The following is a 20898-nucleotide window of genomic DNA, read 5'->3' on the forward strand; positions in this document are numbered from 1 at the left end:
TCAAGCACTCTTCTCGGTGGCCGGGCGTTCCTCGCGCGGAAGACCGAGCACACGCTCGGCGAGGATGTTGCGTTGAATCTCGTCGCTGCCTCCGGCGATGCGGTGCGACGGCGCGCTGAGCAGCAGCTGCGACCACGAGTACGTGCCCCAGGCGCCGGTGTCGGCGACCATCCGGTAGCCCAGGAGGCGGGCGGCGACGTCGGAGTAGTACTCCATGTCGGAGGTCGTCATGAGTTTGACCACGGATCCCGGGGCGGGCCCGCCGGCGTCGCGCAGCCGTGTGGCGGTCTCGTGCAGCACCTGTTCGCGGGCCCAGCACTCGGCCAGCAGGTCCTGGATGGCCGGGTCGTCGATGGCGCCGGTCGAGCGGGCCAGGGCGAACAGCCGGATGACCGGCTCGATCATGATGCCGTTGTGGGCCCGGCCGAGCACGGAACGCTCGCTGCCGACCGTGGTCATCGCGATGCCCCAGCCGCCGTCGACCGGGCCGAGCCGCCGGGAGTCCGGTACCCGTACACCGTCGAGGAAGACCTCGTTGAAGTGCTCGGAACCGGTCACCTGCCGCAGTGGACGCACGTCGATACCGGGGGAGTCCATGTCGATGAGGAACACGCTCAGTCCGCGGTGCCTGCTGTCCGGCGGTCCGGTGCGCACGAGGAGCTCACCGAGCTGCGCGACGTGCGCGAAGGACGACCAGACCTTCTGGCCGCTGACGATCCAGTCGTCGCCGTCGCGGACCGCGGTGGTGCGCAGGCTGGCCAGGTCGGAGCCGGCCTCGGGCTCGGAGAAGAGCTGGCAGCAGATCAGGTCGCCGCGCCAGATCCCCGGCAGGAAGGCGTGCTGCTGCTCGTCGGTGCCGTGGGCCAGGATGGTCGGCGCCACGATCCCGTGGCTCACCATGTAGGTCGAGGTGGAGGGCACCTCGTACTCCGCGGCGATGCCGGCGACCAGCTCGACGTAGTCGTGGCCGAGCCCTCGCCCGCCGAGACGGGTGGGGCCGTCGAGCCAGGCGAGCCCCGCGTCGAACAGCTCCCGCTGCCACTGCTGGGCCCGGGCGACCACGGCCGCCTCGGCGTCCGGCTGGGTGAGCCCGACGCCGACGATGTCGTCGTCCCCGACGCCGTGCAGCATGCCGCGCCGCTCGCGACGCTGGGCCCGGGCCGCGAAGAACGCGTGTGCTTCGGCCGCCACGGATGCGTGCGTCGTTGGCGTGGTCATCGGCTCCTCCTGCGGGTTGTGCTGTGGTTCGCTGGTCGTGCGGGGGTTGTTCACACGCGGGCGCCGTCGTCGGACTCGTCCGCCTCGCGACCGAGGTAGGCGGACACCACCCGCGGGTCCCGGGCGATGTCCTGCGGCGTCCCGCGGGCCAGCACCGCCCCGGCTTCGAGCACGGTGACCCGGTCGCAGGTGCTGAGCACCAGGTCGACGTTGTGCTCGACGAGCAGGATGCTCATGCCCCAGTCGCTGGCCAGCGTCCGGATGAGGGTGCCGAGCTCACGGGCCTCCTCGTCGCTGAGCCCGGCCGCCGGTTCGTCCAGCAGCAGCACGCGCGGGTCGGCGGCCACCGCACGGGCGATCGCGACCAGCCGCCGCCTGCCGAACGCGAGTTCGCCCGGCTTGCGGTCGAGGTCGTCCTCGAGCTGGAACTCCCGGATGGCCGCGATCGCGGGCGGTGTCAACTGGATGCGTCCCGGCGCGACGAGGTCGCTGAGGTAGCGGAGGGCACCCTCGTTGTCACACGCGACCGCGAGGTTCTCGCGCACGGACAGGTCGGCGAAGAGCTCCAGGGACTGGAAGGAGCGGGCCATCCCCGCCCGGGCCCGGCGCCGCGCGCTCCACGCCGCGACCGATACGTCGTCGAGCCTGATCGTGCCGCGGCTGGGCCGCACGAACCCGGTCAGCGCGTCGATGACCGTCGTCTTGCCGGCACCGTTCGGGCCGATCAGTCCGTGCACCTCGCCGGGGACGAGGTCCAGCGACACGTCGTCGACGGCGACGACGCCGCCGAACTGCACCCGCAGCCCGGATACGTGCAGGGACCGCCGTGGACGCTGGACGTGGGCCGGCATGTCGAGCGCACCCCGCTCGTCGCGACGGGCGGACGTCGTTGCCGTCGGGCGGGAAGGCCATCGCACGAGCCGGCCGATGCTGCGCACGAGGTGGGCGTTCATCTCGTACAGCCCGTTGCGGCCACTGCGCAGGACGTAGAGCAGGAACAGCCCGCTGGCCAGCGGCAGGTACCGCTCGAGGTTGTCGACGCCGTGCAGGAGCTGGGTGCCGACGCCGCCGGGCAGCAGCGTCGCCGCGAGCAGCGCACCGCCGATGCTGCCGATGCCGCCGACGACCGAGACCCCGATGACGGTGATCGAGGTGAGCACGTCGAACTGGGCCGGGAGCACGGTGGCGCCCTGGAAGGCCAGCAGGACGCCGGCGAGCGCCGCGAGCGCCGAGGCGAGGGCGAAGGCGTAGAGCTTCCCGGCGAACACGTTGACGCCGAGGGCCGCCGCCGCGCGTTCGTTGGACCGGACCGCGAGCAGGCGCCGTCCGGCTCGGCCGCGGCGCAGGTTCGCCACGGCCACGGCACTCAGGGTCAACGCGGCGAGCGCGACGAGCCCGTACCGGTAGGGGTGCACGATCGCGCCGAAGTCCCAGCCGAGGATCGACGGGCTGCCGACCCTGATGCCGGTGTCGCCCCCGGCGAACTGGAAGTCGCTCAGCACCAGGCTGAACAGCACGATGCCCATGCCGAGCGTCGCGATGGCCAGGTTGATGCCCCGGGTCCGCAGCGCGGGCAGCGCGACCAGCACGCCGACGAGCGCCGCGGCGGCCATCGCGCCGAGCAGCGACGGCAGGAAGCTCCAGGAGGCGCGGGCGACGAAGGTCGCCGCGGCGAAGGCCCCGGACCCGGCCAGCACGTACTGGGCCAGCGACAGCTGCCCGGCGTAGCCGGTGACCACGGTGACGGACAGGGTGAGGATCGCGAACGCCATCGTGACCGTCAGCGCCTGCGCCCACACGGGTGACACGACGAAGGCGATCAGGAAGGCGAACACGCCGACGACCAGGACCGCGGGCACGACCCGGATGCGGCCGTCACCGACGCTGGGCAGGCGTTCCAGCACGTGACTGCGCAGGGGCAGCGAGCTTCCCCGCAGGATCAGATACGCCACGATGACGATGAAGGGCACACTGTCGCCCCAGCCCGTGACCGTGACGTAGCGGGTCGTCAGCGACTGCACGACGCCGATGCCCAGCGCGCCGGCGAAGGCGATCGGGAACGAGACGAAGCGCGCGAGCAGGGCGGCCGCGAGGGCCGGCACGACCAGCAGCGTGAGCTGTGTGGGCTGCAGGAAGGTGATCGGGCCGAGGAGCGCGCCGGCCAGGGCCGCGATGCCGGTCGCGAGGGCCCAGTTGGCGGTCGCGATGCGGTCCGGGGAATGTCCCAGGCTCGCGGCCGCCCGCTGGTTCTCCGACATGGCGCTGGCCACCCGCCCGAACGACGTCCAGCGGAAGACGGCGTAGAGCGCGGCCGTCAGGACGGCCCCGATCAGCAGGATGATCAGCCGGTCGACACCGAGGACCGCGCCGGGCAGCGGCTCCACGGCGTCGGTCGGCAGGAAGGAGGGCACGCTGATGGCGCTCACCCCGTACCGCAGCACGGCGGCGGCCTGGAGGGTGAGCAGCACACCGAGGGTCGCGATGACCCGTTCGATCGGCGACGAGGTGCGCATCGGCCGCAGGATCAGGAACTGCACGGCGACACCGAGCAGGGCACCGACCGCGGTCGCGGCGACGACGGAGGGGATCGCGGGCCACGCGGCCGAGACGCGGAACTCGTAGTACGCGTAACCGCCGACCATCACGAACGAGCCCTGCGCGAAGTTCACGATGCCGGAGCCCCGGTAGATCAGCACCAGCCCCTGCCCGAGGAGGCTGTAGATCGCGCCGATGCCCAATCCGAGCAGGAGGAACTGAACAACTTCCATGATCACTGCACTCCTGTTGCGGTGCCGTCACCGAGGTAGAGGGACTCCACGGCCGCGATGCCGTCGGCCGCGTTCCCGGCCGCCGCGACGGCGCCGCGCCGCAGGAGATACCAGCGGTCGGCGACGGCCATGGCGCGGCGGGCCTGCTGTTCGACCAGGAGCACGGCCACCCCGTCGTGGTCGGCCGCCCGCCGCAGCGCGGCGAACAGGCGGTCGACCACGAGCGGTGCGAGGCCGAGGGACAGTTCGTCCAGCAGCAGCGCGACGGGGTTTGCGGCGAGTGCCCGCGCCAGCGACAACATCTGCTGCTCACCGCCGGACAGCAGACCGGCCCGGGTCGCGAGCAGCGGGTCGAGCTCGGGGAAGAGCTCCACGGCCCGTTCGATCCGTCCCGCCCCGAGGAGCAGGTTGTCGCGCACCGACATCCCCATCAGCACCGACCGCTCCTCGGGGACGAAGGCCATGCCCATGCGGGCGCGCACGTGCAGCGGTGCCGTCGTGGCCGTCCCGCGCCACCGCACCTCACCCCCGATCGGGGGCAGCTCGCCGGCGGCGGTCAGGATCGTCGTCGACTTGCCCGTCCCGTTCGCCCCGAGGAGGGCGACGATCTCGCCGCGCATCACCTTCAGGTCGATGTCGCGCACCACGGCCAGATCGTCGTATCCCGCACTCAGTCCGCGCAGCTCGAGGACCGGTGCGTCCTCGGCAACCACCGCCGCCGTGCTCATCCGTCTGCCTCCCGCATCGTCCGGTGTCGGTTACTTGGTGGCCAGAGGCTCGATCGGGTCGCCGTCCTGCTTCAGCGTTCCGCCCGTGGCCTGCGACACGTAGACCTTGAAGGTGGGCACCCGGGGGTAGTTGCTCACGACCGGCGGATTGGGGATGCCGGCGTAGTCGGGCACGGTGCCGAGCACGATGGGCTTGTCGAGCTTGCTCAACAGGCCGGTGATCGCGGCGGCGGAGACCTGACCGTCCAGCCGCTTGACGATCTCGACGAAGAACGTGACCGCGTTCCAGGTACCGAGGGAACCGTTGTCGGTCACGGCCTCCGGGTGGTACTTGGCCATGTCGGCCAGGAACTGCTGTACCTGGGGGACCGAGGTGTTGGACACGGGCACCGCGGACGACGCGACGAACACGTTGTCGGCGAGGTCACCGAGCGCCTTCTGGTCGGCGGGTTTGAAGATGTTCGCCAGGGTCGAGATGTTGCCCTTGAAACCGGCCTGGCGGACCGCCTTGATGATCCGGGGTGCGTCGGTCGCGGTGGAGGCGACGGCGATGGCGTCGGGGGTCTTGGCCAGGGCGGAGGACGCGACGGCGCTGAAGTCGGGCGCGCCGAGGGGGGCCAGGACGCGGTACGACTGGGCGCCGCCCGCCTTCGCCCCGTTGGCGATGTCGTCGGCGGCGGCGTAGGCGGCGGCCGCGTCGGCGACGATGACCGCGATGTTCTTGCCGCCCTTGTTGGCCAGCAGCCGGCCCATGCCGACCTGCATCGACTGGGTGCCGCCGGTGATCGGGTAGGACACCGAGCTGGTGCCCTCGATCGGGCCGCCGGATCCGGCTCCGGCCAGCCACGGGATACCCGCGGCCTCGAGCACCGGCAGCGCCGCGGGTGCCTGCGAACTGGCCGCGCCGACCACGGCGACGACGCCGTCACTCACGGCGGTGCGGGCGCAGGCGGCACCGGTGTTGGCGTTGAAGGCGTCGTTGCAGAACTGCACCTCGATCTTGCGGCCGTTGATGCCACCGGCGGCGTTGATGGACTGCACGTGCGCGTCGAGACCCGCCTTGGCGTCGGTCAATGACAGGTTCGGGCTCTCGAAGGTCCCGATCTGCATGATCTTGATCGGGCCGCTGTCGGTGGCGGCGGGTGCCTTGTCCTCACCGCGGCAGGCGGTGAGGCCGGCCGCGAGCGCGACCACGGCTAAGGGGACGAAGACATGGCGGAGTGAACGGATGGGCATGTCGGTCCTTTCGGGTATGCCGAGCTGTCTCCGCGACCGCTCGATGCGGTCGCGGAGAGGGGGTGTCCAGCACGGATCTGTCAGCGCAGGCTTTGGATGTCCGCGCCGGCGGGCAGCTCCCGGCCGGAGTCGGAGTACGCCTTGCTGATCGCGGCCTGGGCCAACGGCTTGTAGGACGGCCGCTTCTGCGTGACGACACGGGCGGAGCGCTGCGCGGCGGCGAGCGTGCCCTGGAAGTGCGGCATGACGTAGCGGGCGAAGAGTTCCAGGCTGGTCAGCGCCTTCTCCCGGCTGGCCCAGTCGTGGGTCATGATCATGAAACCGCCGAAGCCGCCGGTCTGCTCGAGCATCCGCTCGATCGCCGCGATGGCGTCCGCGGGCGTGCCGATGATGGAGCTGTCGTCGGCGATCTCGTCGGCGAGGGTGTAGTCGTTCTCCAGGCCCAGCACCGGTTTGAAGTAGTTCTCCCGCTCCGCCTGCCGCCCCAGCTCGACATCGCGGACCGCCTGCTCACGGTCCTCGGCGAGATGGACGCGCACGACCATCCGCCACTCGTCGCGGCTGATGGTCGTGCCGGCCTCCTTGGCGGCCTGCTCGGCGATCTCCCACTGGGCCCGCATGTCCTTCTTCCCGCCGATGAACCCGGCGCTGAGCGACAGGACGCCGACGCCGTGCCGGCCTGCCGTGGTCACACCCGACGGTGAGGTCGTGCTGGCCACGGCGATCGGGACCCCCTTCGGGCTGAGGGGGAGGAAGGCCAGCTGGGCCTCGCGAAGCTCGAACCAGTCGGTGGAGGCGGAGACGGTCTCGCCGTCGAGGAGACGGATGATCACGTCCAGCGCCTCGTTCATCCGGGACCGCTGGGTCACCGGCGCGATGCCCATCATGTCGGCGTCGGAGATGAGCGCACCCGGCCCGACACCGAGCATCGCGCGGCCGAAGCTCAGGTGGTCCAGCAGCACGACGCGGTCGGCGACCATCAGCGGGTGGTGGTACGGCAGGCTGGTGACGCCCGTCCCGAGCCGGATCCGTGAGGTGCGCACGGCCGCCGCGGACAGGGCCATGAACGGGTCGGAGATCCGCTCGACGCCGGTCGAGTGGTGCTCGCCGACCCATGCCTCGTCGAATCCGAGACGGTCAGCGAGTTCGATGAGCGCCAGGTCGTGGCGCAGGGTGAGCGTCGGGCTGTCGTCGTTGGCATGGAATGGGGCGATGAACACCCCGAAAGTCATGGGCGTCGGACGAGCCATGGAGATCCCCCAATGAGCGGGTGTCGATCGCGAGTGAAGAGCGGCGGATGGCGCCTGTGACGCCGGTCTCAAGCAAGTGAATGCTGAATCTACTCAGAAAGTCGGGGAGCGCAAGGGTCTGACGAAAACCGGTGCACGTCTGTCCGGTTGCGTGCGGTTGCGTGGTTTGGCACGGAACTCGATGCACTGGGCGGGGGCGGCGGGCTCCGAGAACTACCTGAATCTATTCAGATTCAGTGTGGCGTTCCGCACACGATGGCGTTATGGTTCACCGGCATTCAGTGAGAAGCCGGGCGACGGAGGGTGGCGGCATGCAGGATCTGCCTGACGAGCCGGATGCGGCGCGCCGCAGGCGCCTGGAGCGGGTCGCCGCCGACCTGCGTGGAGCGGTGCGGCGGCAGGACGGGCGGGAGACGCCGGTCGGCCCCCGCGCCATGCGGACCCGCAAGAAGCTGCTCGAGGTCGCCGAGCAGCTCTTCGCCCGCGACGGCTACGCCAACGTGTCCCTCGGCGACATCGCCCAGCAGTCCGGCGTGAGCCTGGGGACCGTCTACCAGTACTTCGCCGACCGCGACGACATCGTGGCGACGCTCGCCGGCGAGAGCGCCCTGCGCATGCTGAACCTCGGCGCCGACTACTGGGACGCCGCGACCGGCCGCCTCGGCTTGCGCCGTGCGGTGAGCGCGATCGTGACGACGCAGTGGGAGAACCGCGAGTTCTTCGGCCTCTGGGAGACCGCCAGCCACAGCGATGCGCGGCTGGCCGAGTTGCGCCGCGAATGGGTCGGCAACTTCCGCCATTCCTTCGCGCGGTCCCTGGCCCGCGGCATGAAGAGCGGACACATCCGGCCGGGCCTCGACCCTGAGGAGACGGCGCGGGCCATGAGCCTGATGGTGAGCGCGTACTGCTACGACGCCTTCATCGCCGACCCGCCCGACCCGCCCCTGGACCCGGAGGGCGTGATCGACCACCTGACGATGCTGTGGGCGGACGCGATCGGGCTGCGCGAGGACCGCGAAGTGCGGCCCGCAGACGGGTGAGCTCTCGTCGCCCCCGCCCCGGCCCGATGGAAAGGACGAAGATGTCGCTGCAGCCCACGGCCCACCGGCCGGCCGGATCGGCCGACGACCCCGCCTGGTTCCGCTACGTGCTCGGGCAGTACCCCACCGGCGTCTGCGTGATCACCGCCCAGCCGGAGGACGGCCCGCCGATCGGCATGGTCGTCGGCTCCTTCTCGTCGGTGTCGATGCACCCTCCGCTGGTCGGGTTCTACCCGAGCGTCACCTCCGAGACCTGGCCGCATCTGCAGCGGGCAGGGAACTGGTGCGTCAACATCCTCGCCGCCCACCAGTCCGACGTGTGCCGCCGCATTGCGACGGCACCGCTGCGGCAGCGGTTCGAGGGCATCGCCTGGCGGCCGGCACCATCCGGCGCCCCGATCATCGAGGGCGCGGTGGCCTGGATCGACTGCGTCCCGGTCGCCGTGCACGACGCCGGAGACCACAAGATCGCGCTCGCCCAGGTGCAGCACCTCGACACCGCCAGCACCGAACTGCCCCTGCTGTTCTTCCGCAGTGGCTACGGCAGCTTCTCGCCGCTGACCCTGACCGCCTATGACCCGGAGATGCGCCTCACCCGCCCGCTGCGCCACTTCGAACTCATCCGCTCGATCGCGCAGGAGCTGCCCGACCGCGGACTGCGCTGCCTGGTGACCGCACCGGTCAACGACAGCGTCGTCGTGATCGGGCAGCTCGACCCGCCCTCGGCGGCGGCCGCGGCGCAGCCCACCACGCTGGTCGGGCAGCGCCTGCCCTTCCGGCCGCACGGCCCCTCGATCTTCGAGGCGTGGGCGCCCGACACGGAGCAGGAAGCGTGGGTGGCCCGATTCGCGCCGGACTCACAGGAGGCCGAGATCCGGGCGCTGGCCCGCATCCGGCAGCGCGGGTTCTCCATCGGCCTCGGCAGCGAGGGCCATCGGCGCTTCGCCGCGGCCCTCGAGCGACTCGCCGCCGAACCCGGCACGGTGCCCAACGAGGAACTCGACGCCCTGGTGGCCTCCCTGGACTACGAACCCGCGGAGCTCTCCGACGATGTGCTGGCCCAGGCCCGCGTGATCTCCGCACCCGTCTTCGACAGCGCCGGAGGTCCGGTCCTGGCGCTCACCGTCTTCGGCTTCAAGGCCAAGCCGCAGGTCGTCCGGGACGCGATCGCCGCCGTCACGGGCTGCGCCGACGAGGCGACGCGGACGCTCGGCCTGGCGCCCCGGCGGGACTGAGCCCGCCGTCGACGGCGGGCGGCACAGCCGCCGCCGGAGACCCGCGATGAGAGCGGCCGGCACCAGGAAGCCGGCTGCGTCGACGGCGAGGAACGCACCCGCGCGCCGGCCGGCTCCACGACGCCGGCAATCATGGAGGTCGGCCAGGTCGGCGACTTCGCCGTTGCGCCTGAGCCTGCGCTACGGCACGAGGACGATGCGGTCGTCCGTGTCGGCGGTCCAGGCCTGGGCGACCTCGGCGAGCGGCACCGCGCGGGCCCGCACGTCGATCGCGCCCTGCGCCACCGCGGCGGCGAGGCCCGGCAGTTCCTTGATGAAGTCCTGGGCCGGGACGGAGCCGATGCCGCTGCCGACGATCTGCAGCCGGGCCGAGCGCAGCGCGACCGACGGGACCGGTGCGGTCCGGCCGCCCATCGACCCGATCTGGATCCAGGTCAGCGGTGCGGTGCGGTCGGCGCGGGCGGTGAGCATCGGGATCATGGCGTTGGCGGAGGGCTCGCCCCAGACGTAGTCCAGGACGATGTCGACGTCCGCGGCACGGTCGATCCGATCGAACGTGCACGTCTCGTCCGCGCCCAGGGCGGGCAGCGCGGCCAGGCGTGCCGCGTCACGCCCGGCGGCGATCACATGCGCGGCGCCGAACAGCTTCGCCACCTGTACCGCCATCCGGCCGGCGTTGCCGGTGGCGCCGATGACCAGGACGCGCTGGCCGGGGGTGAACTGGACGCGGCGCCGCAGCGCGACCCAGGAGGACATCCCGGGGTTCATCGCGGCGGCGATCCGGACCGGGTCGGCGCCTTCCGGCAGCACCACACTGCGGCGGACGTCGATCACGGTGCGGTCGGCGAACGTCCCGAGGTTCGTGTCGTCGAGGGCGGCGTAGCGCAGCTGCCCGGACTGATCGCGCACGACGCCGTCGGCGCCGGGCACCAGGGGCAGCGCGCCGGTGCTGCTGTAGTGCGAGCCGTTGGCCTTTGCCCGGGTCAGGTGGTGCAGGCCTGCCGCAAGCACCTCCACGACCATGTCGTTGTCGTCGGTCGCGACGGGCTCCGGGTGGTCGCGGTAGATCGGCGGGGCGTCGAACGCGGTCAGGACTGCGGCGTGCATGAGGGCCTCCGTAGATAGTTTGTATTACCAACAATCTCCAGCATGGTTGGTAATACCAACTATGTCAACTAGCATTGCGGCATGACCTCCGAGGACACCCTGGACGCGCTGGTCGACGCCCTCGTCCGCAGCACGTTCCAGGTGACCGGCGTGCTCACCCGCATCGGCGCCGAGAACGACCTGTCCCTCACGCAGCTGCGGGTGTTCGGCATCCTGCGCGACCGGCGTCCCCGCGTCACCGAACTGGCCGCGTACCTGGGTCTGGACAAGTCGACGATGTCCGGCCTGATCGACCGCGCCGAACGCCGGGGACTGCTGGCGCGCGACAGGAACCCGCACGACGGCCGGGCCGTCGACGTGTTCCTGACCCCGGCCGGCCGCGACCTCACGCAACGGCTGTACGTCGAGGTCCGGGACGCGCTCGCTCCTGAGCTGAGCCGGCTGCGACCCGAGCAACGCGTCCAGCTCCTCCGGCTGCTCGAACCCCTCCTGGACCCGGCCGCCGCGCGCTGAGCGCCGGAGGTTGCATCTCGGGTCCAGCGCCGGCTGGTCCGGCGGCACCTGGTCGTAGCCCGGTCAGCACCTCAAGCGCGTGGCGCGTACATGATGACGGCGACCCCCAGCAGGCAGATGCCGGCGCCGATGAGGTCGTAGCGGTCGGGCCGGAACCTGTCGAACGCCATCGCCCATGCGAGGGATCCGGCGACGAAGACCCCGCCGTACGCGGCGAGGATGCGGCCGAAATTAGCGTCTGGTTGGAGTGTGGCGACGAAGCCGTAGGCGCCGAGGGCGGCGATGCCGGCGCCGATCCACAGCAGGCCCTTGTGTTCGCGGACGCCCTGCCAGATCAGCCAGGCGCCGCCGATCTCGGCGATCGCCGCGAGCACGAACAGCAGGATGGATCGGATGATCGTCATGGGCGTATGGCAGCACACCGGCGTGGTGCGGTCCCGGCGGGGTGCCGCACCACGGGCCGGTGTTTCAGCAGCCGCAACCCCCGCCACCGCATCCGCAGCCGGCGGTGGCGGCGCGCTGGGCGTTGCGTCGCCGGTGCAGCCACCACATGCCCAGCGCGAGCACGGCGAGCTCGGCGGACACCGCCAGCAGCGTCTTCTCCAGGATCGCCGCGCCGGCGCCGGTGAGCACCCCGGCGGCGATGAGCAGCGGGATCGCGCAGCATGCGGCGCAGGCGAGCGCGGCCAGCCCTCCGGTGACCTTGCTCCGCGTCGGCGGCATGGTGTCCACCGGCGGGGTGGTGGTGTGCCTGTGGGTGGGCGTCTGGAGAGGGTGGCTCATGCAGGTGCTCCGTCCGGGTGGGTGGCGGTGCCGATGGTGAGGAACGGGATCGGGCAGTCGGCGCAGGTGCAGTTGGTGAGGCTGTCGCAGCGGGCGTCGACGACCTCGGTCAGGGTGGTGCGGATGGCGGTGAGGTCGGCGATCTTCGCGTCGATCTCGGTGATCTTGTCGATGGCGCGCTGGCGCAGGCCGGCTGTCGGATGGCGGCGCCGGCCGGTGTCGAGGAGCTCGGCGACCTCGTCGAGGGTGAAGCCGAGCCGCTGTGCCGCCTTGATGACGGTGAGCAGGGCGACCGTGTCCGGCGGGTACAGCCGGTGTCCGCCGATGGAACGTGCCGGCTCGGTGAGCAGGCCGCGGCGCTCGTAGTACCGCAGCGTCTGGATGTTCACGCCGGCCCGTTCGGCGACCTCGCCGGTGCGCAACCCGGCCCCGTCCGGCGAGGTCATCGCGCGGCTCTCGGGATCGCTCGGGCGCCCTCGGACTGCACGGCGTGTTCCGGTGGGTCGGGCAGGCCGAACACGGCGGCGAGCTGGCCGGCGGCTTCGGTGGGCATGCGGACTTCCAGGCGGAGCCCGGTGTGGTCGACGACGACGGTGTAGCTGCCGAAGGCGCAGCAGCGGTACTCGGCGGCGACGAGCCGGGCGATGGTCGCGGCGAGGTCGGCGTCGAGCGGGAACCGCAGCGCCACCGCCGCGCCGGCGTCGGGCACCGGATCACGGCGTTGCACGCGGGCGAGGACCTGCTGCCAGACGCCGATCCGGTTGTGCACGTCCCCGCCGTCGGCGGCGAGATCACACGCGAGGGCCTGCCCGTTGTCGACGACCGGGAACTGGTAGGCGATGCCGGGCGCGGCCAGTGCCGTCCGGCACCCGCAGCCGTCACCGCACGGCCCGAGGTGCGGGGTCCCCGCCAGTGCGGTGATGACTGCCTGGAGGCGGGCGGCGTGTTCGTAACCGATGACGCTGGCCTTGGTGGTGTCCGCCCATCGTGCCGTGCCGGGTCCGAGGCCGGCGGCCCGTTGCGCGGACGCGGCGAGGTCGGCCTGCACGGTGTCCAGGCGGGCGGTGAGGGCGGCGATCAGCTGCTGCTGCGCTCCGGCGCACGCTCCCGCGCGCCAGGCGGCCGCGATCTGCGCGAGGTCCTCGGCGGTGACGCCGAGCTGCTCCACGTCGGTCAGCAGCCGCACGAACTCGACCTCACCGGCCGGATAGCCGAACCGGTCGCCGTCACGGCCGGCCGGTGGCAGCAGCCCCGCCTCGGCGTAGTGCCGCAGCCGGTCGGCCGGCACACCGGAGCGGACCGCAAACTCGGGCAGCTCCAGCAGCTCCGGCGCGGTCACGACGCCCGTCCTGACGACACGGCGCCGGCCCGCTCGGCGAGCGAGGCAAGCACGTCGGCGTACTGGGGCGGCACCTCGACGTCGAGCGTCAACGCCTCACCGTCCTGCGCCGGTTCGCGGGTGACCGTGAAGGCGAAGAACGAGCAGCACGCGGTCTCCCGGGCCGTCAGGTCACGAACCGTCGCCTCCAGCCCGGCCCCGCCGGTCAACCGCATCCGCGCGTGCGTCGGGGTGACCGGGTCGACCTGGCGTACCGCCGTGGCGAACAGGTCGTCGAACTCGGCCAGCCGCAGCGGGCGTTCGACCGTGGGCAGGGTGCACGCGTCGGGAACCACGAACGACATCACAGGCTCCTTGAACAGGAATCGCAGCGCCGCACCGGCGCCGTCACCATGACGGTAAGCCTGTACCTGGGTACCGGATGCAAGTCCAGCGGGGCCGTCGCCCACGAATGGCACCCCGGGTGTCCCTCCGGGCGTACGATTGCACACCTCAGGAGTTGCAGACATTATCAACTGATAAATCATTCGTGTGGCAGGGCCCGCGGTGCGGTCGCGGGGAAGCGCGCAGGAGGTTGGCGTGGGCCAGCAGGTGTTTCTGCGCATCTACGCGACAGACCCGCAGCGTGCGGCTGCGTTCTACACCAAGGTCTTCGGGTGGTCGCTGGCCACCGGTGATGGCCGAAGCTGCTGGGTCATCACCCCGAGTCATGACCCGCGAGTGCGTGCCGCCGCGGACGAGGGGATCACCTTCCCCGCCGTCCACGTGGACGACCTCGACGCGGTGACACAGGCCGCCGTCGCCGCCGGGGGCGAGATCCTGGTGCCGCCCATGCCGCTGATCGGCGCGGGTTGGCTGGTCTGCCTCGCCGACACCGAGGGCAACTTCATCGGCGTCATGCGCGACGACCCTGACGCCCACTGGCCGGGCGTGTCCGATGCCCCTGATCAGTTGCGCACTTGAAAAAGTCAACACATTGGTGCTCGCTGCCTTGATCGTCCCGACGGAGGTCTGCGACGCGTCGCACAGCGGGTGCGACGGGCACGCGCGAACCTCGTCATGGCCCGCCACCAACTCCGCCGCATCGAGACGAGCATCGACGTGTAGCCGTGTCATCGGCGAACACCGGCGCGCTCATTTCGCGGCGCCATCATCCTCGCGTTGCTGTGCCGGACGACGCCATGCTTGTTCGTCCGGCCCTGCGTGGATATTGCCTGAAGGGCACCGGCGGGATACGTCTAGTGTCACGTGATCCTGGTTGCGTTATGTCGGGTGGGTCGTTGATGCTGGTGTGATGCTGACGGAGGCCCAGGCCGCGGAGTTGCGGGCGGTGATCAACAGTCGGGATGTCCCGGCGGTGGTGGCGACCCGGGCGCGGATCGTGTTGTGGATGGCGGAGGGCCGCCGCCGTAAGGACGTTGCCGGGTTGGCCGGGGTGTCACTGCCCACTGTGGACCGTTGGGTGCAGCGGTACACGGACAACGGGCGACAACAACGCGAAGTAACAACACCTTCGGACGCTGCCTGAATGCGGATATTTTCACCTGAGCTACGCCAAGCGCGGCGCCGTGTCAACTTTGCCGATGGCCCGCCGAGTTGCAGCCCGGCTGGCGGCGAAGGGTGCATACGCCGCAAACGAGGAAGCCGCATACGTACGGGCGCTGGAGACCGCAGCGGGCAGGGACCGACGGATGTCCTGCGTGGACGATCACTGACATGATGGTCATGTGGCGAACTGGACGACGCCGTATATCGACCCTTGGCGACCATTTGTGTACGGCCTGGCGCTCTTCGGTACGGCCTTCACCGCGGTCGTCACGTTCATGATGGCAACGCACTGGCGAGGCGCAACCGTCGCTGGGGTATTGATCGTTCCGCCGTTCCTAGGCACATGGCTCACGATCGCGTGGCGGTTGGCGCGAACCGGCCTGGTCGTGTCCGATGCAGGAGTACGTATTCGATGGGTGCATCGGACACGTACCTTCACCTGGGACTGGGTGCTGCGGTTCTACACCGCGCCGGACATCCTCGTCCCAGGGAGGCTCTGGATCGAGCTCACAGACGGAACTCGAGTCCGAACCCCGATCCAACGCGTAAGGTATGTGCTCCTCGGATCGGCCCTGCGAGATGGAGGCACGTGGCTGACACCCGATCGGTACGACGCTCTTCTCCAAGATTTGGGCAATCGGCTCGACGCGGCACGGTCCGCCTAGCGTCGCGTGATTCTGGTGTTGCTACTTCGCGTTGTTGTCGACGAGTTGCTTGATGTTGGTCTGGATCCCGCGGACCTTGGCGAGGATCTCGTCGGCGGTGGCGGTCCAGGTGAAGGGTTTGGCTTCGGTGTTCCAGTGCGCGACGTAGTCGCGGATGCGGACGATGAGGGCGTTGACCGAGGTGAACGTGCCGCGGCGGATGGACTGGCGGGTGATCAGCCCGAACCAGATCTCGATCATGTTCAACCAGCTGCTGCCGGTCGGGGTGTAGTGGAACGTGACGTTCGGGTTCGCGGCCAGCCAGGCGCGGACCTCGGGGGTGCCGTGGGTGGACAGGTTGTCCAGCACCACGTGGATCTCTTTGCCGGTGTGGGGTTTCACGGCCTTGCGCAGGAAGGCCAGGAACCGGGCGCCGTCGCGGACGGGCTGGCAGTCGGCGGTGACCTGCCCGGTGGCGACGTCCAGGGCGGCGAACAGGTTGGTGATGCCGTGCCGTCGGTAGTCGTGGGTGCGCTGCTCGGTCACCCCGAAGTCCAGCGGCAGTAACGGCTGGGTCCGGTCCAGGGCTTGGACTTGAGTTTTTTCGTCGATCGACAGGACGACCGCGCCGCCGGGCGGGTCGAGGTAGAGCCCGACGATGTCGGCGACCTTCTCGGCGAAGCGGGGATCTCTCGACAGCTTGAAGGTGCCCTGCCGGTGTGGCTGCAGCTTGTTGTCCCGCCACAGTTTCGCGACGTAGTGCCAGGACACCGACACGCCCTCGGCCCGCTTCAGGTATGCGGCCAGTTGCCGGGACGACCAGTGCGACAGTCCGGTCTCCACCGGCGGCGTGGCACGGGTCAACGCCAGGATCCGGGCCCGGACCGCGGCCGGGACCTGCTCCCGCGGCGCGGCGTGGGAACCGTCTTCCAGCCCGGCCAACCCGTTGTCCGTGTACCGCTGCACCCAACGGTCCACAGTGGGCAGTGACACCCCGGCCAACCCGGCAACGTCCTTACGGCGGCGGCCCTCCGCCATCCACAACACGATCCGCGCCCGGGTCGCCACCACCGCCGGGACATCCCGACTGTTGATCACCGCCCGCAACTCCGCGGCCTGGGCCTCCGTCAGCATCACACCAGCATCAACGACCCACCCGACATAACGCAACCAGGATCACGTGACACTAGTCGCCGCGTGAGCGAAGTTCGACCAGGAGGCTGTCACGGTCGGTGAGGAGCGAACCGAGGATTCTGCGGCCGGCGGCGAGCAGGTCCGCCACGTCGGGGGTGCTCAATGCGTACATCACCAGCGGACCGTCCCGGTAGGACGTGACGATCCCGACCCGCCGTAACACCGCGAGCTGCTGCGACAGGTTCGACGCCTCGACGTCGATCTCGGCCAGCAGGTCCCGGACCGGGCGAGGCCCGTCCTGCAGCAGCTCCAGCACCCGAATCCGGACCGGATGGCCGAGCGTCCGGAACATCTCTGCCTTGGCCTGATACAGCGGCACCGACATTGTTGCACCCCACCTCCGGCCAGCGCTCCAGCATCACAGATTAGCAGTCGTCCGGCCCGAACCAGTGGTACCGAGAGTCGGGCCCGATCAGAACCATGAACAGTTTCAAAATTGCAAGGATCCCGCGACAGCCGCTGGGGTGGAACTTCCACAATCGAGCGCGCTGTGACCCGAACGCGTTGCCGCGGCCGGACCGCGTACGTACCAGCCTGAAGAGCCTCACCCCGGTGGCGGATACCAAAAAGGACGCGATCAGCGCCACCGTGTCCGCGACTGCGGGCCGTATCCTCTGCGCATCGACGGATTGCGATGCGAGCGAGGGGACCGGCATGAAGGTGTACAAGAGGCTCGCAGCTCTGGCCGGGCTGGCCACCCTCCTCAGTGGTGCTGTCGTCGCCGTCTCCGGTCCGGCGTACGCGGCCGCCGGCTGCAAGGTGTTCTACCGCAAGACATCGTCCGCTCCCTTCGCCGGCGTGATCGACATCGTCAACACCGGTGACCCGATCACCAACGGCTGGACGCTCACCTTCGCCTTTCCCACCGGACAGCGGATCACCAATGGCTGGCCGGTGACCTTCAACCAGCCGCCCGGCAGCAACCAGGTGACAGTGACCAGCAACTCGCCCTGGAACAGCAGCCTCGCCACCGGAGTCTCGCTCTCGGCCGGGTTCGTCGGCACGGCCCTCCCGGTCAACCTCGACCCCACGGCGTTCACGCTCAACGGCACGCTGTGCAATGTCCCGGTCAACGCCGCCGCACCCCAGGTGTTCCTGTCCTCGCCGACGGCCGGCCAGATGTTCCCGGTCGGCGCCGCCATACCGCTCGCCGCGTCCGCCTACGACCCGGAATCCGGCGGGGCGGTCACCCGGGTCGAGTTCCACGTCGACGGCGTGCTCCAAGTTGTGGACACCGCGCCGCCGTACACCTGGAACGTGCTGGGCCTGCCCTCCGGCACGCACACCGTCACCGCGACGGCGTTCGACAACGGGAACCCGGCACGGTCCGCGCAGGCGTCCGTCGCGTTCGGCGTGGGGTGAACGGAAGCCCGTCAGCGAGCAGGGCGAGCGCCTGATATTGCTCAGGTCGGTCGGTGCGGTGCCGAAGCGAGCGGCATGAGCGCTGAGTCGGTTGCCGGTCGTTCGGTGGTGTCGCGCACGTCGGTGCGCACGCATCTGGGTGTGGCGTTCGGCGTACTGGTGTTGATCGCCGCGGGGGTGACCGGGTTTGCGTTGTCGGTGGTCGGCGACCTGCGCGACGCGCAACAACGCACGTCGGGCCGGACGGTGCCGTACCTGACCGGGCTGTCGGACGCGGCGTTGGCGGCGAAGTCGGCCGCCAACGACCAGCGGGGATACCTGCTCAGCGGTGACGAGAAGTTCGCCACCGAGGCGCGCGGCCGGCGAACCGCGGAACTGGCAGGTCTGGACACGGCCCGCCTGCATGCCCCACCGCGGCGCAACGCGCGGCGGTCGAGGAGATCAGCACCCGCCTGGACCGGTTCAACGAGGCATTGGACGGTGAGATCGCGCTGTTCAAGACCGACCGGTCGGCGGCGCTGGTGCTGTCCAACGGCGCCAACCGTGATCTGCGCAAGTCCTACGAGCAGGCGTTCGCCGACGCGGTCACGCTGGCGAAGGCTGACATCGCCGAGGCCGACAAGGCCAGCGACCGGCGGGCGTCGCGGTCGTACACGGTGCTGCTGGTGCTGCTCGGCGCGGTCGTGCTCTGCGGTGTGGCGGTCGCGACGAGATCGCCCGGGTGATCGCGACGATCAGCGACTACCAGACCACCATCGCCGGCGCGGTCGAGGAACAGTCCGCCACGACGAACGAGATGGGTCGCTCCGCCGCCGAGGCCGCCGGCAGCACCACCAGCATCGCCGACAACATCACCGCCGTCGCCGAAGCGACCGCACAGACCCGCACCCACAGCCATGACGCCGGTCGGGTCGCTGAACAGCTCAGCCGCTCCGGCGCCGAACTCACCGAGCTGGTCGGCACCTTCAAATACTGAGTTGGAACTGCGGCGTCGTCGGTGAGCTGTCGGTGCGGACCTGGGCTCGCACGCCCGTTGCGTTCGACGGATGGCCGGATCCGGTGGGGGAGCCGGCCGCCGTCAGGCCGGCGGCGCCAGGATGCCGCGGGCGATCGCGACGGTGACGGCGGCCGTCCGGTCGTTGACCGAGAGCTTCTCGAAGATGCGGGTGACGTGGCTCTTCACGGTGGTCTCGCTGATGAACAGCAGCCGTCCGGTCTCCGGGTTCGACCGGCCGGCGGCGATGCATCGCAGCACGTCGAGCTCGCGGGGCGTGAGCGCCGGACGGCCACCACGGACGCTGGTGACCAGCTTCGCGGCGACCGTCGCGGCGAGCACCGTCTCGCCGCGGGCGGCCGCCCGGACGGCGGCGGTCAGCTCCTGCCGCGGGCAGTCCTTCAGCAGGTACCCGGTGGCACCGGCGGCGACCGCGCGGACGATGTCGCCGTCGGTGTCGTACGTGGTGAGGACGAGCACGCCCGCCGAGCCGGCCGCGACGATGCGACGGGTGGCCTCGACCCCGTCGAGGTCCGGCAGGCGCAGGTCCATGAGCACCACGTCGGGTCGCAGGTCGGCGGCGAGCCGCACCGCCTCGGTGCCCGAGCCGCACTCGCCCACCACGTCGATGTCGGGCTCGGTGCCGAGGACCGCGCGCAGGCCCTCGCGCACGATCGGATGGTCGTCGACGATCAGCAACCGTACCGGGCTCACGACGTCAACCGGGCCTCGATCGTGGTGCCCGCTGCCATCGCAGAGCGGACCGTGAACGCGCCGCCGACCTGCGCCAGCCGGGTGCGCATGCCCGGCAGGCCGAAGCCGCCGGTGACGGCGGCCGGATCGAACCCGCGGCCGTCGTCGGTCACCCGCAGGGTCACCGACGCGCCGGCGTAGTCGAGCTCGACGCCGACGTGACCGGCGTCGGCGTGCTTGCGGACGTTGGCCAGCGCCTCCTGCGCCACCCGGAGCAGCACCACCTCCTGGTCGGCGCGCAACACCCGCGGGCAGCCGAGCACGGTCAGCGCGGGCGGCACGCCGAGGTCACCGGCCAGCCGGTCGACGAGCTGGCCGAGCGCGCCGGGCAGCGACCCGCCGTGCAGCGCCGGCGGGGCGAGGTCGGCGATCAGTGCCCGCGCCTCGGCGAGGTTCTCCCGGGCGGTGCTGCGGGCCCGGTCGATGTGATGCCGGGCGATGGCGAGGTCGGGCGCCGTCTCCGCCGCCGCCAGGAGCAGCAGCACGCTGGTGAAGCCCTGGGCGAGCGTGTCGTGCACATCGTGGGCCAGGCGCTCGCGCTCCGCCATCGCACCCGCCCGGCGGCTCACCTCGGCCAGCTCGGCCCGCGTGGCAGCGAGATCGGCGACCAGCTGCGCCCGCTGCCGGCTCTGCTCGATGATCCGGGTGATCCAGGTCCCGAGCGCCAGCGCGACGACCAGGCCGACGCCGGTGATGACCAGCACCGCCTCCGGCGTCGCCGTGCCGTCGGCGACCATGGCCGCGGCCGTCGCGGCGAGGGCGAGCACGGTGGCGGCGACGGCCTGCCGCATCGGCAGCAGCGCCCAGATGTGCGGGTACAGCAGGAACAGCATGACCGCACCGACCGGGGCTGCCGCGAACAGCGCGACGGTGAGCACCACCGCCACTGCCACATACGCCGGGCCGCCCGTGCGGGGATCGCGGTGCAGCGCCCGCCCACCGGCCACCGCGTACCAGCCGCACAACGCCGCCAGGAAGGCGAACGCTGCGTACCGCCGGGCCGGGCCGAGGCCGTCATCGGCAGCGATCAGCACACCGGTCAGCCCGGCCAGCACACCGAACACGACGTGCCAGCCCCTGGCGCGCTGCCACTCGTCGACGCCGGGGTCGGGGCTGTCGGAGCGGCTGGCCATCGGCACAGCATCCCAGCCCGCGACGACCGTACGCATCCGACTGTCGTAGGAGT

23 protein-coding genes are annotated in these 20898 nt (G+C 70.9%); 8 read left to right on the forward strand and 15 right to left on the reverse strand.

The annotated features are described in order from the left end of the window. The 5 genes from OHA72_RS35940 to OHA72_RS35960 all read right to left on the reverse strand — a co-directional run bounded on the left by OHA72_RS35940 (window position 1) and on the right by OHA72_RS35960 (window position 7170). Entirely contained in the window at window positions 1-1218 is a 1218-nt protein-coding gene (locus OHA72_RS35940; protein WP_327000501.1) for an acyl-CoA dehydrogenase family protein, read from the reverse strand. Window positions 1219-1268: 50 nt separating this feature from the next. Further along, complete coding sequence (locus tag OHA72_RS35945) at window positions 1269-3986, reverse strand: ABC transporter permease subunit (protein ID WP_327000502.1); 2718 nt, start codon at window positions 3984-3986, stop codon at window positions 1269-1271. Window positions 3987-3988: 2 nt separating this feature from the next. Then, window positions 3989-4714, reverse strand: a complete 726-nt coding sequence (locus OHA72_RS35950) for an ABC transporter ATP-binding protein (RefSeq protein ID WP_327000503.1) — start codon at window positions 4712-4714, stop codon at window positions 3989-3991. Window positions 4715-4744: 30 nt separating this feature from the next. Further along, window positions 4745-5950, reverse strand: a complete 1206-nt coding sequence (locus tag OHA72_RS35955; RefSeq protein ID WP_327000504.1) for an ABC transporter substrate-binding protein — start codon at window positions 5948-5950, stop codon at window positions 4745-4747. 80 nt (window positions 5951-6030) lie between these two features. Continuing rightward, entirely contained in the window at window positions 6031-7170 is a 1140-nt protein-coding gene (locus OHA72_RS35960) for an LLM class flavin-dependent oxidoreductase (protein ID WP_327000505.1), read from the reverse strand. A 341-nt stretch (window positions 7171-7511) separates the two neighbouring features. Here OHA72_RS35960 and OHA72_RS35965 point away from each other — a divergent pair, with 341 nt between their 5' ends. Both OHA72_RS35965 and OHA72_RS35970 read left to right on the forward strand, forming a co-directional pair. Beyond that, window positions 7512-8240, forward strand: coding sequence for a TetR/AcrR family transcriptional regulator (locus OHA72_RS35965; protein ID WP_327000506.1), 729 nt, complete (start codon window positions 7512-7514; stop codon window positions 8238-8240). 41 nt (window positions 8241-8281) lie between these two features. Further along, window positions 8282-9475, forward strand: a complete 1194-nt coding sequence (locus OHA72_RS35970; protein ID WP_327000507.1) for a flavin reductase — start codon at window positions 8282-8284, stop codon at window positions 9473-9475. Window positions 9476-9655: 180 nt separating this feature from the next. On the opposite strand, the gene OHA72_RS35975 is transcribed toward OHA72_RS35970, so the two are convergent. Continuing rightward, window positions 9656-10582, reverse strand: a complete 927-nt coding sequence (locus OHA72_RS35975) for a zinc-binding alcohol dehydrogenase family protein (RefSeq protein ID WP_327000508.1) — start codon at window positions 10580-10582, stop codon at window positions 9656-9658. Window positions 10583-10663: 81 nt separating this feature from the next. On the opposite strand from OHA72_RS35975, the gene OHA72_RS35980 reads away from it, so the two are divergent. After that, window positions 10664-11095 carry a MarR family winged helix-turn-helix transcriptional regulator gene (locus OHA72_RS35980; RefSeq protein ID WP_327000509.1) on the forward strand — a complete coding sequence of 144 codons (432 nt, stop codon included), beginning with the start codon at window positions 10664-10666 and terminating at the stop codon, window positions 11093-11095. 71 nt (window positions 11096-11166) lie between these two features. Here OHA72_RS35980 and OHA72_RS35985 read toward each other — a convergent pair whose 3' ends face one another. The 5 genes from OHA72_RS35985 to OHA72_RS36005 form a co-directional block, all read right to left on the reverse strand. Beyond that, window positions 11167-11499 (reverse strand): YnfA family protein, encoded by a 333-nt coding sequence (locus OHA72_RS35985; protein WP_327000510.1) that lies wholly within the window; start codon window positions 11497-11499, stop codon window positions 11167-11169. Window positions 11500-11563: 64 nt separating this feature from the next. Beyond that, entirely contained in the window at window positions 11564-11878 is a 315-nt protein-coding gene (locus OHA72_RS35990) for a mercuric ion transporter MerT (protein ID WP_327000511.1), read from the reverse strand. Next, on the reverse strand, window positions 11875-12324 hold the full coding sequence (locus OHA72_RS35995; RefSeq protein ID WP_327000512.1) for a MerR family transcriptional regulator: 450 nt from the start codon (window positions 12322-12324) through the stop codon (window positions 11875-11877). Before OHA72_RS35995 ends, OHA72_RS35990 begins: the two co-directional genes overlap by 4 nt. Further along, entirely contained in the window at window positions 12321-13217 is an 897-nt protein-coding gene (locus tag OHA72_RS36000) for a MerR family transcriptional regulator (protein ID WP_327000513.1), read from the reverse strand. The genes OHA72_RS35995 and OHA72_RS36000 overlap by 4 nt, the downstream gene beginning before the upstream one ends. Then, window positions 13214-13561: a hypothetical protein gene (locus OHA72_RS36005; RefSeq protein WP_327000514.1), complete on the reverse strand. Its 348-nt coding sequence runs from the start codon at window positions 13559-13561 to the stop codon at window positions 13214-13216. Before OHA72_RS36005 ends, OHA72_RS36000 begins: the two co-directional genes overlap by 4 nt. 235 nt (window positions 13562-13796) lie before the next feature. Here OHA72_RS36005 and OHA72_RS36010 point away from each other — a divergent pair, with 235 nt between their 5' ends. Continuing rightward, entirely contained in the window at window positions 13797-14180 is a 384-nt protein-coding gene (locus tag OHA72_RS36010; protein WP_327000515.1) for a VOC family protein, read from the forward strand. 331 nt (window positions 14181-14511) lie between these two features. Continuing rightward, window positions 14512-14745: a helix-turn-helix domain-containing protein gene (locus OHA72_RS36015; RefSeq protein ID WP_327000516.1), complete on the forward strand. Its 234-nt coding sequence runs from the start codon at window positions 14512-14514 to the stop codon at window positions 14743-14745. Window positions 14746-15451: 706 nt separating this feature from the next. Here the strand turns inward: OHA72_RS36015 and OHA72_RS36020 are convergent. Both OHA72_RS36020 and OHA72_RS36025 read right to left on the reverse strand, forming a co-directional pair. Continuing rightward, window positions 15452-16546 (reverse strand): IS630 family transposase, encoded by a 1095-nt coding sequence (locus OHA72_RS36020; RefSeq protein ID WP_442788373.1) that lies wholly within the window; start codon window positions 16544-16546, stop codon window positions 15452-15454. A 49-nt stretch (window positions 16547-16595) separates the two neighbouring features. Continuing rightward, on the reverse strand, window positions 16596-16928 hold the full coding sequence (locus OHA72_RS36025; protein ID WP_327000518.1) for an ArsR/SmtB family transcription factor: 333 nt from the start codon (window positions 16926-16928) through the stop codon (window positions 16596-16598). Between the two features lie 329 nt (window positions 16929-17257). On the opposite strand from OHA72_RS36025, the gene OHA72_RS36030 reads away from it, so the two are divergent. The 3 genes from OHA72_RS36030 (at window position 17258) to OHA72_RS36040 (ending at window position 18941) form a co-directional block, all read left to right on the forward strand. After that, window positions 17258-17965, forward strand: a complete 708-nt coding sequence (locus OHA72_RS36030) for a cellulose binding domain-containing protein (RefSeq protein WP_327000519.1) — start codon at window positions 17258-17260, stop codon at window positions 17963-17965. 473 nt (window positions 17966-18438) lie between these two features. Beyond that, window positions 18439-18690, forward strand: a complete 252-nt coding sequence (locus tag OHA72_RS36035) for a hypothetical protein (RefSeq protein ID WP_327000520.1) — start codon at window positions 18439-18441, stop codon at window positions 18688-18690. Continuing rightward, window positions 18687-18941, forward strand: a complete 255-nt coding sequence (locus OHA72_RS36040; RefSeq protein WP_327000521.1) for a hypothetical protein — start codon at window positions 18687-18689, stop codon at window positions 18939-18941. Before OHA72_RS36035 ends, OHA72_RS36040 begins: the two co-directional genes overlap by 4 nt. Window positions 18942-19043: 102 nt before the next feature. Here the strand turns inward: OHA72_RS36040 and OHA72_RS36045 are convergent, their stop codons facing one another. Further along, entirely contained in the window at window positions 19044-19673 is a 630-nt protein-coding gene (locus OHA72_RS36045) for a response regulator (RefSeq protein ID WP_327000522.1), read from the reverse strand. Beyond that, a complete protein-coding gene (locus OHA72_RS36050) occupies window positions 19670-20881 on the reverse strand; it encodes a sensor histidine kinase (protein ID WP_327000523.1) in 1212 nt (403 codons plus the stop codon). The genes OHA72_RS36045 and OHA72_RS36050 overlap by 4 nt, the downstream gene beginning before the upstream one ends. Window positions 20882-20898 lie beyond the last annotated feature (17 nt).

It is taken from the genome of Dactylosporangium sp. NBC_01737, assembly GCF_035963215.1.
Lineage (GTDB): Bacteria > Actinomycetota > Actinomycetes > Mycobacteriales > Micromonosporaceae > Dactylosporangium.

Bases quoted from the DNA above. Each gene is read 5' to 3' on its own strand.
- OHA72_RS35975 (WP_327000508.1), bottom strand. From the start codon at position 10,582: ATGCACGCCGCAGTCCTGACCGCGTTCGACGCCCCGCCGATCTACCGC.
- OHA72_RS35940 (WP_327000501.1), bottom strand. From the start codon at position 1,218: ATGACCACGCCAACGACGCACGCATCCGTGGCGGCCGAAGCACACGCG.
- OHA72_RS36025 (WP_327000518.1), bottom strand. From the start codon at position 16,928: ATGTCGGTGCCGCTGTATCAGGCCAAGGCAGAGATGTTCCGGACGCTC.
- OHA72_RS35980 (WP_327000509.1), top strand. From the start codon at position 10,664: ATGACCTCCGAGGACACCCTGGACGCGCTGGTCGACGCCCTCGTCCGC.
- OHA72_RS36005 (WP_327000514.1), bottom strand. From the start codon at position 13,561: ATGTCGTTCGTGGTTCCCGACGCGTGCACCCTGCCCACGGTCGAACGC.
- OHA72_RS35965 (WP_327000506.1), top strand. From the start codon at position 7,512: ATGCAGGATCTGCCTGACGAGCCGGATGCGGCGCGCCGCAGGCGCCTG.
- OHA72_RS36050 (WP_327000523.1), bottom strand. From the start codon at position 20,881: ATGCGTACGGTCGTCGCGGGCTGGGATGCTGTGCCGATGGCCAGCCGC.
- OHA72_RS35945 (WP_327000502.1), bottom strand. From the start codon at position 3,986: ATGGAAGTTGTTCAGTTCCTCCTGCTCGGATTGGGCATCGGCGCGATC.
- OHA72_RS35955 (WP_327000504.1), bottom strand. From the start codon at position 5,950: ATGCCCATCCGTTCACTCCGCCATGTCTTCGTCCCCTTAGCCGTGGTC.
- OHA72_RS36030 (WP_327000519.1), top strand. From the start codon at position 17,258: ATGAAGGTGTACAAGAGGCTCGCAGCTCTGGCCGGGCTGGCCACCCTC.
- OHA72_RS35995 (WP_327000512.1), bottom strand. From the start codon at position 12,324: ATGACCTCGCCGGACGGGGCCGGGTTGCGCACCGGCGAGGTCGCCGAA.
- OHA72_RS35985 (WP_327000510.1), bottom strand. From the start codon at position 11,499: ATGACGATCATCCGATCCATCCTGCTGTTCGTGCTCGCGGCGATCGCC.
- OHA72_RS35950 (WP_327000503.1), bottom strand. From the start codon at position 4,714: ATGAGCACGGCGGCGGTGGTTGCCGAGGACGCACCGGTCCTCGAGCTG.
- OHA72_RS35970 (WP_327000507.1), top strand. From the start codon at position 8,282: ATGTCGCTGCAGCCCACGGCCCACCGGCCGGCCGGATCGGCCGACGAC.
- OHA72_RS35990 (WP_327000511.1), bottom strand. From the start codon at position 11,878: ATGAGCCACCCTCTCCAGACGCCCACCCACAGGCACACCACCACCCCG.
- OHA72_RS36015 (WP_327000516.1), top strand. From the start codon at position 14,512: ATGCTGACGGAGGCCCAGGCCGCGGAGTTGCGGGCGGTGATCAACAGT.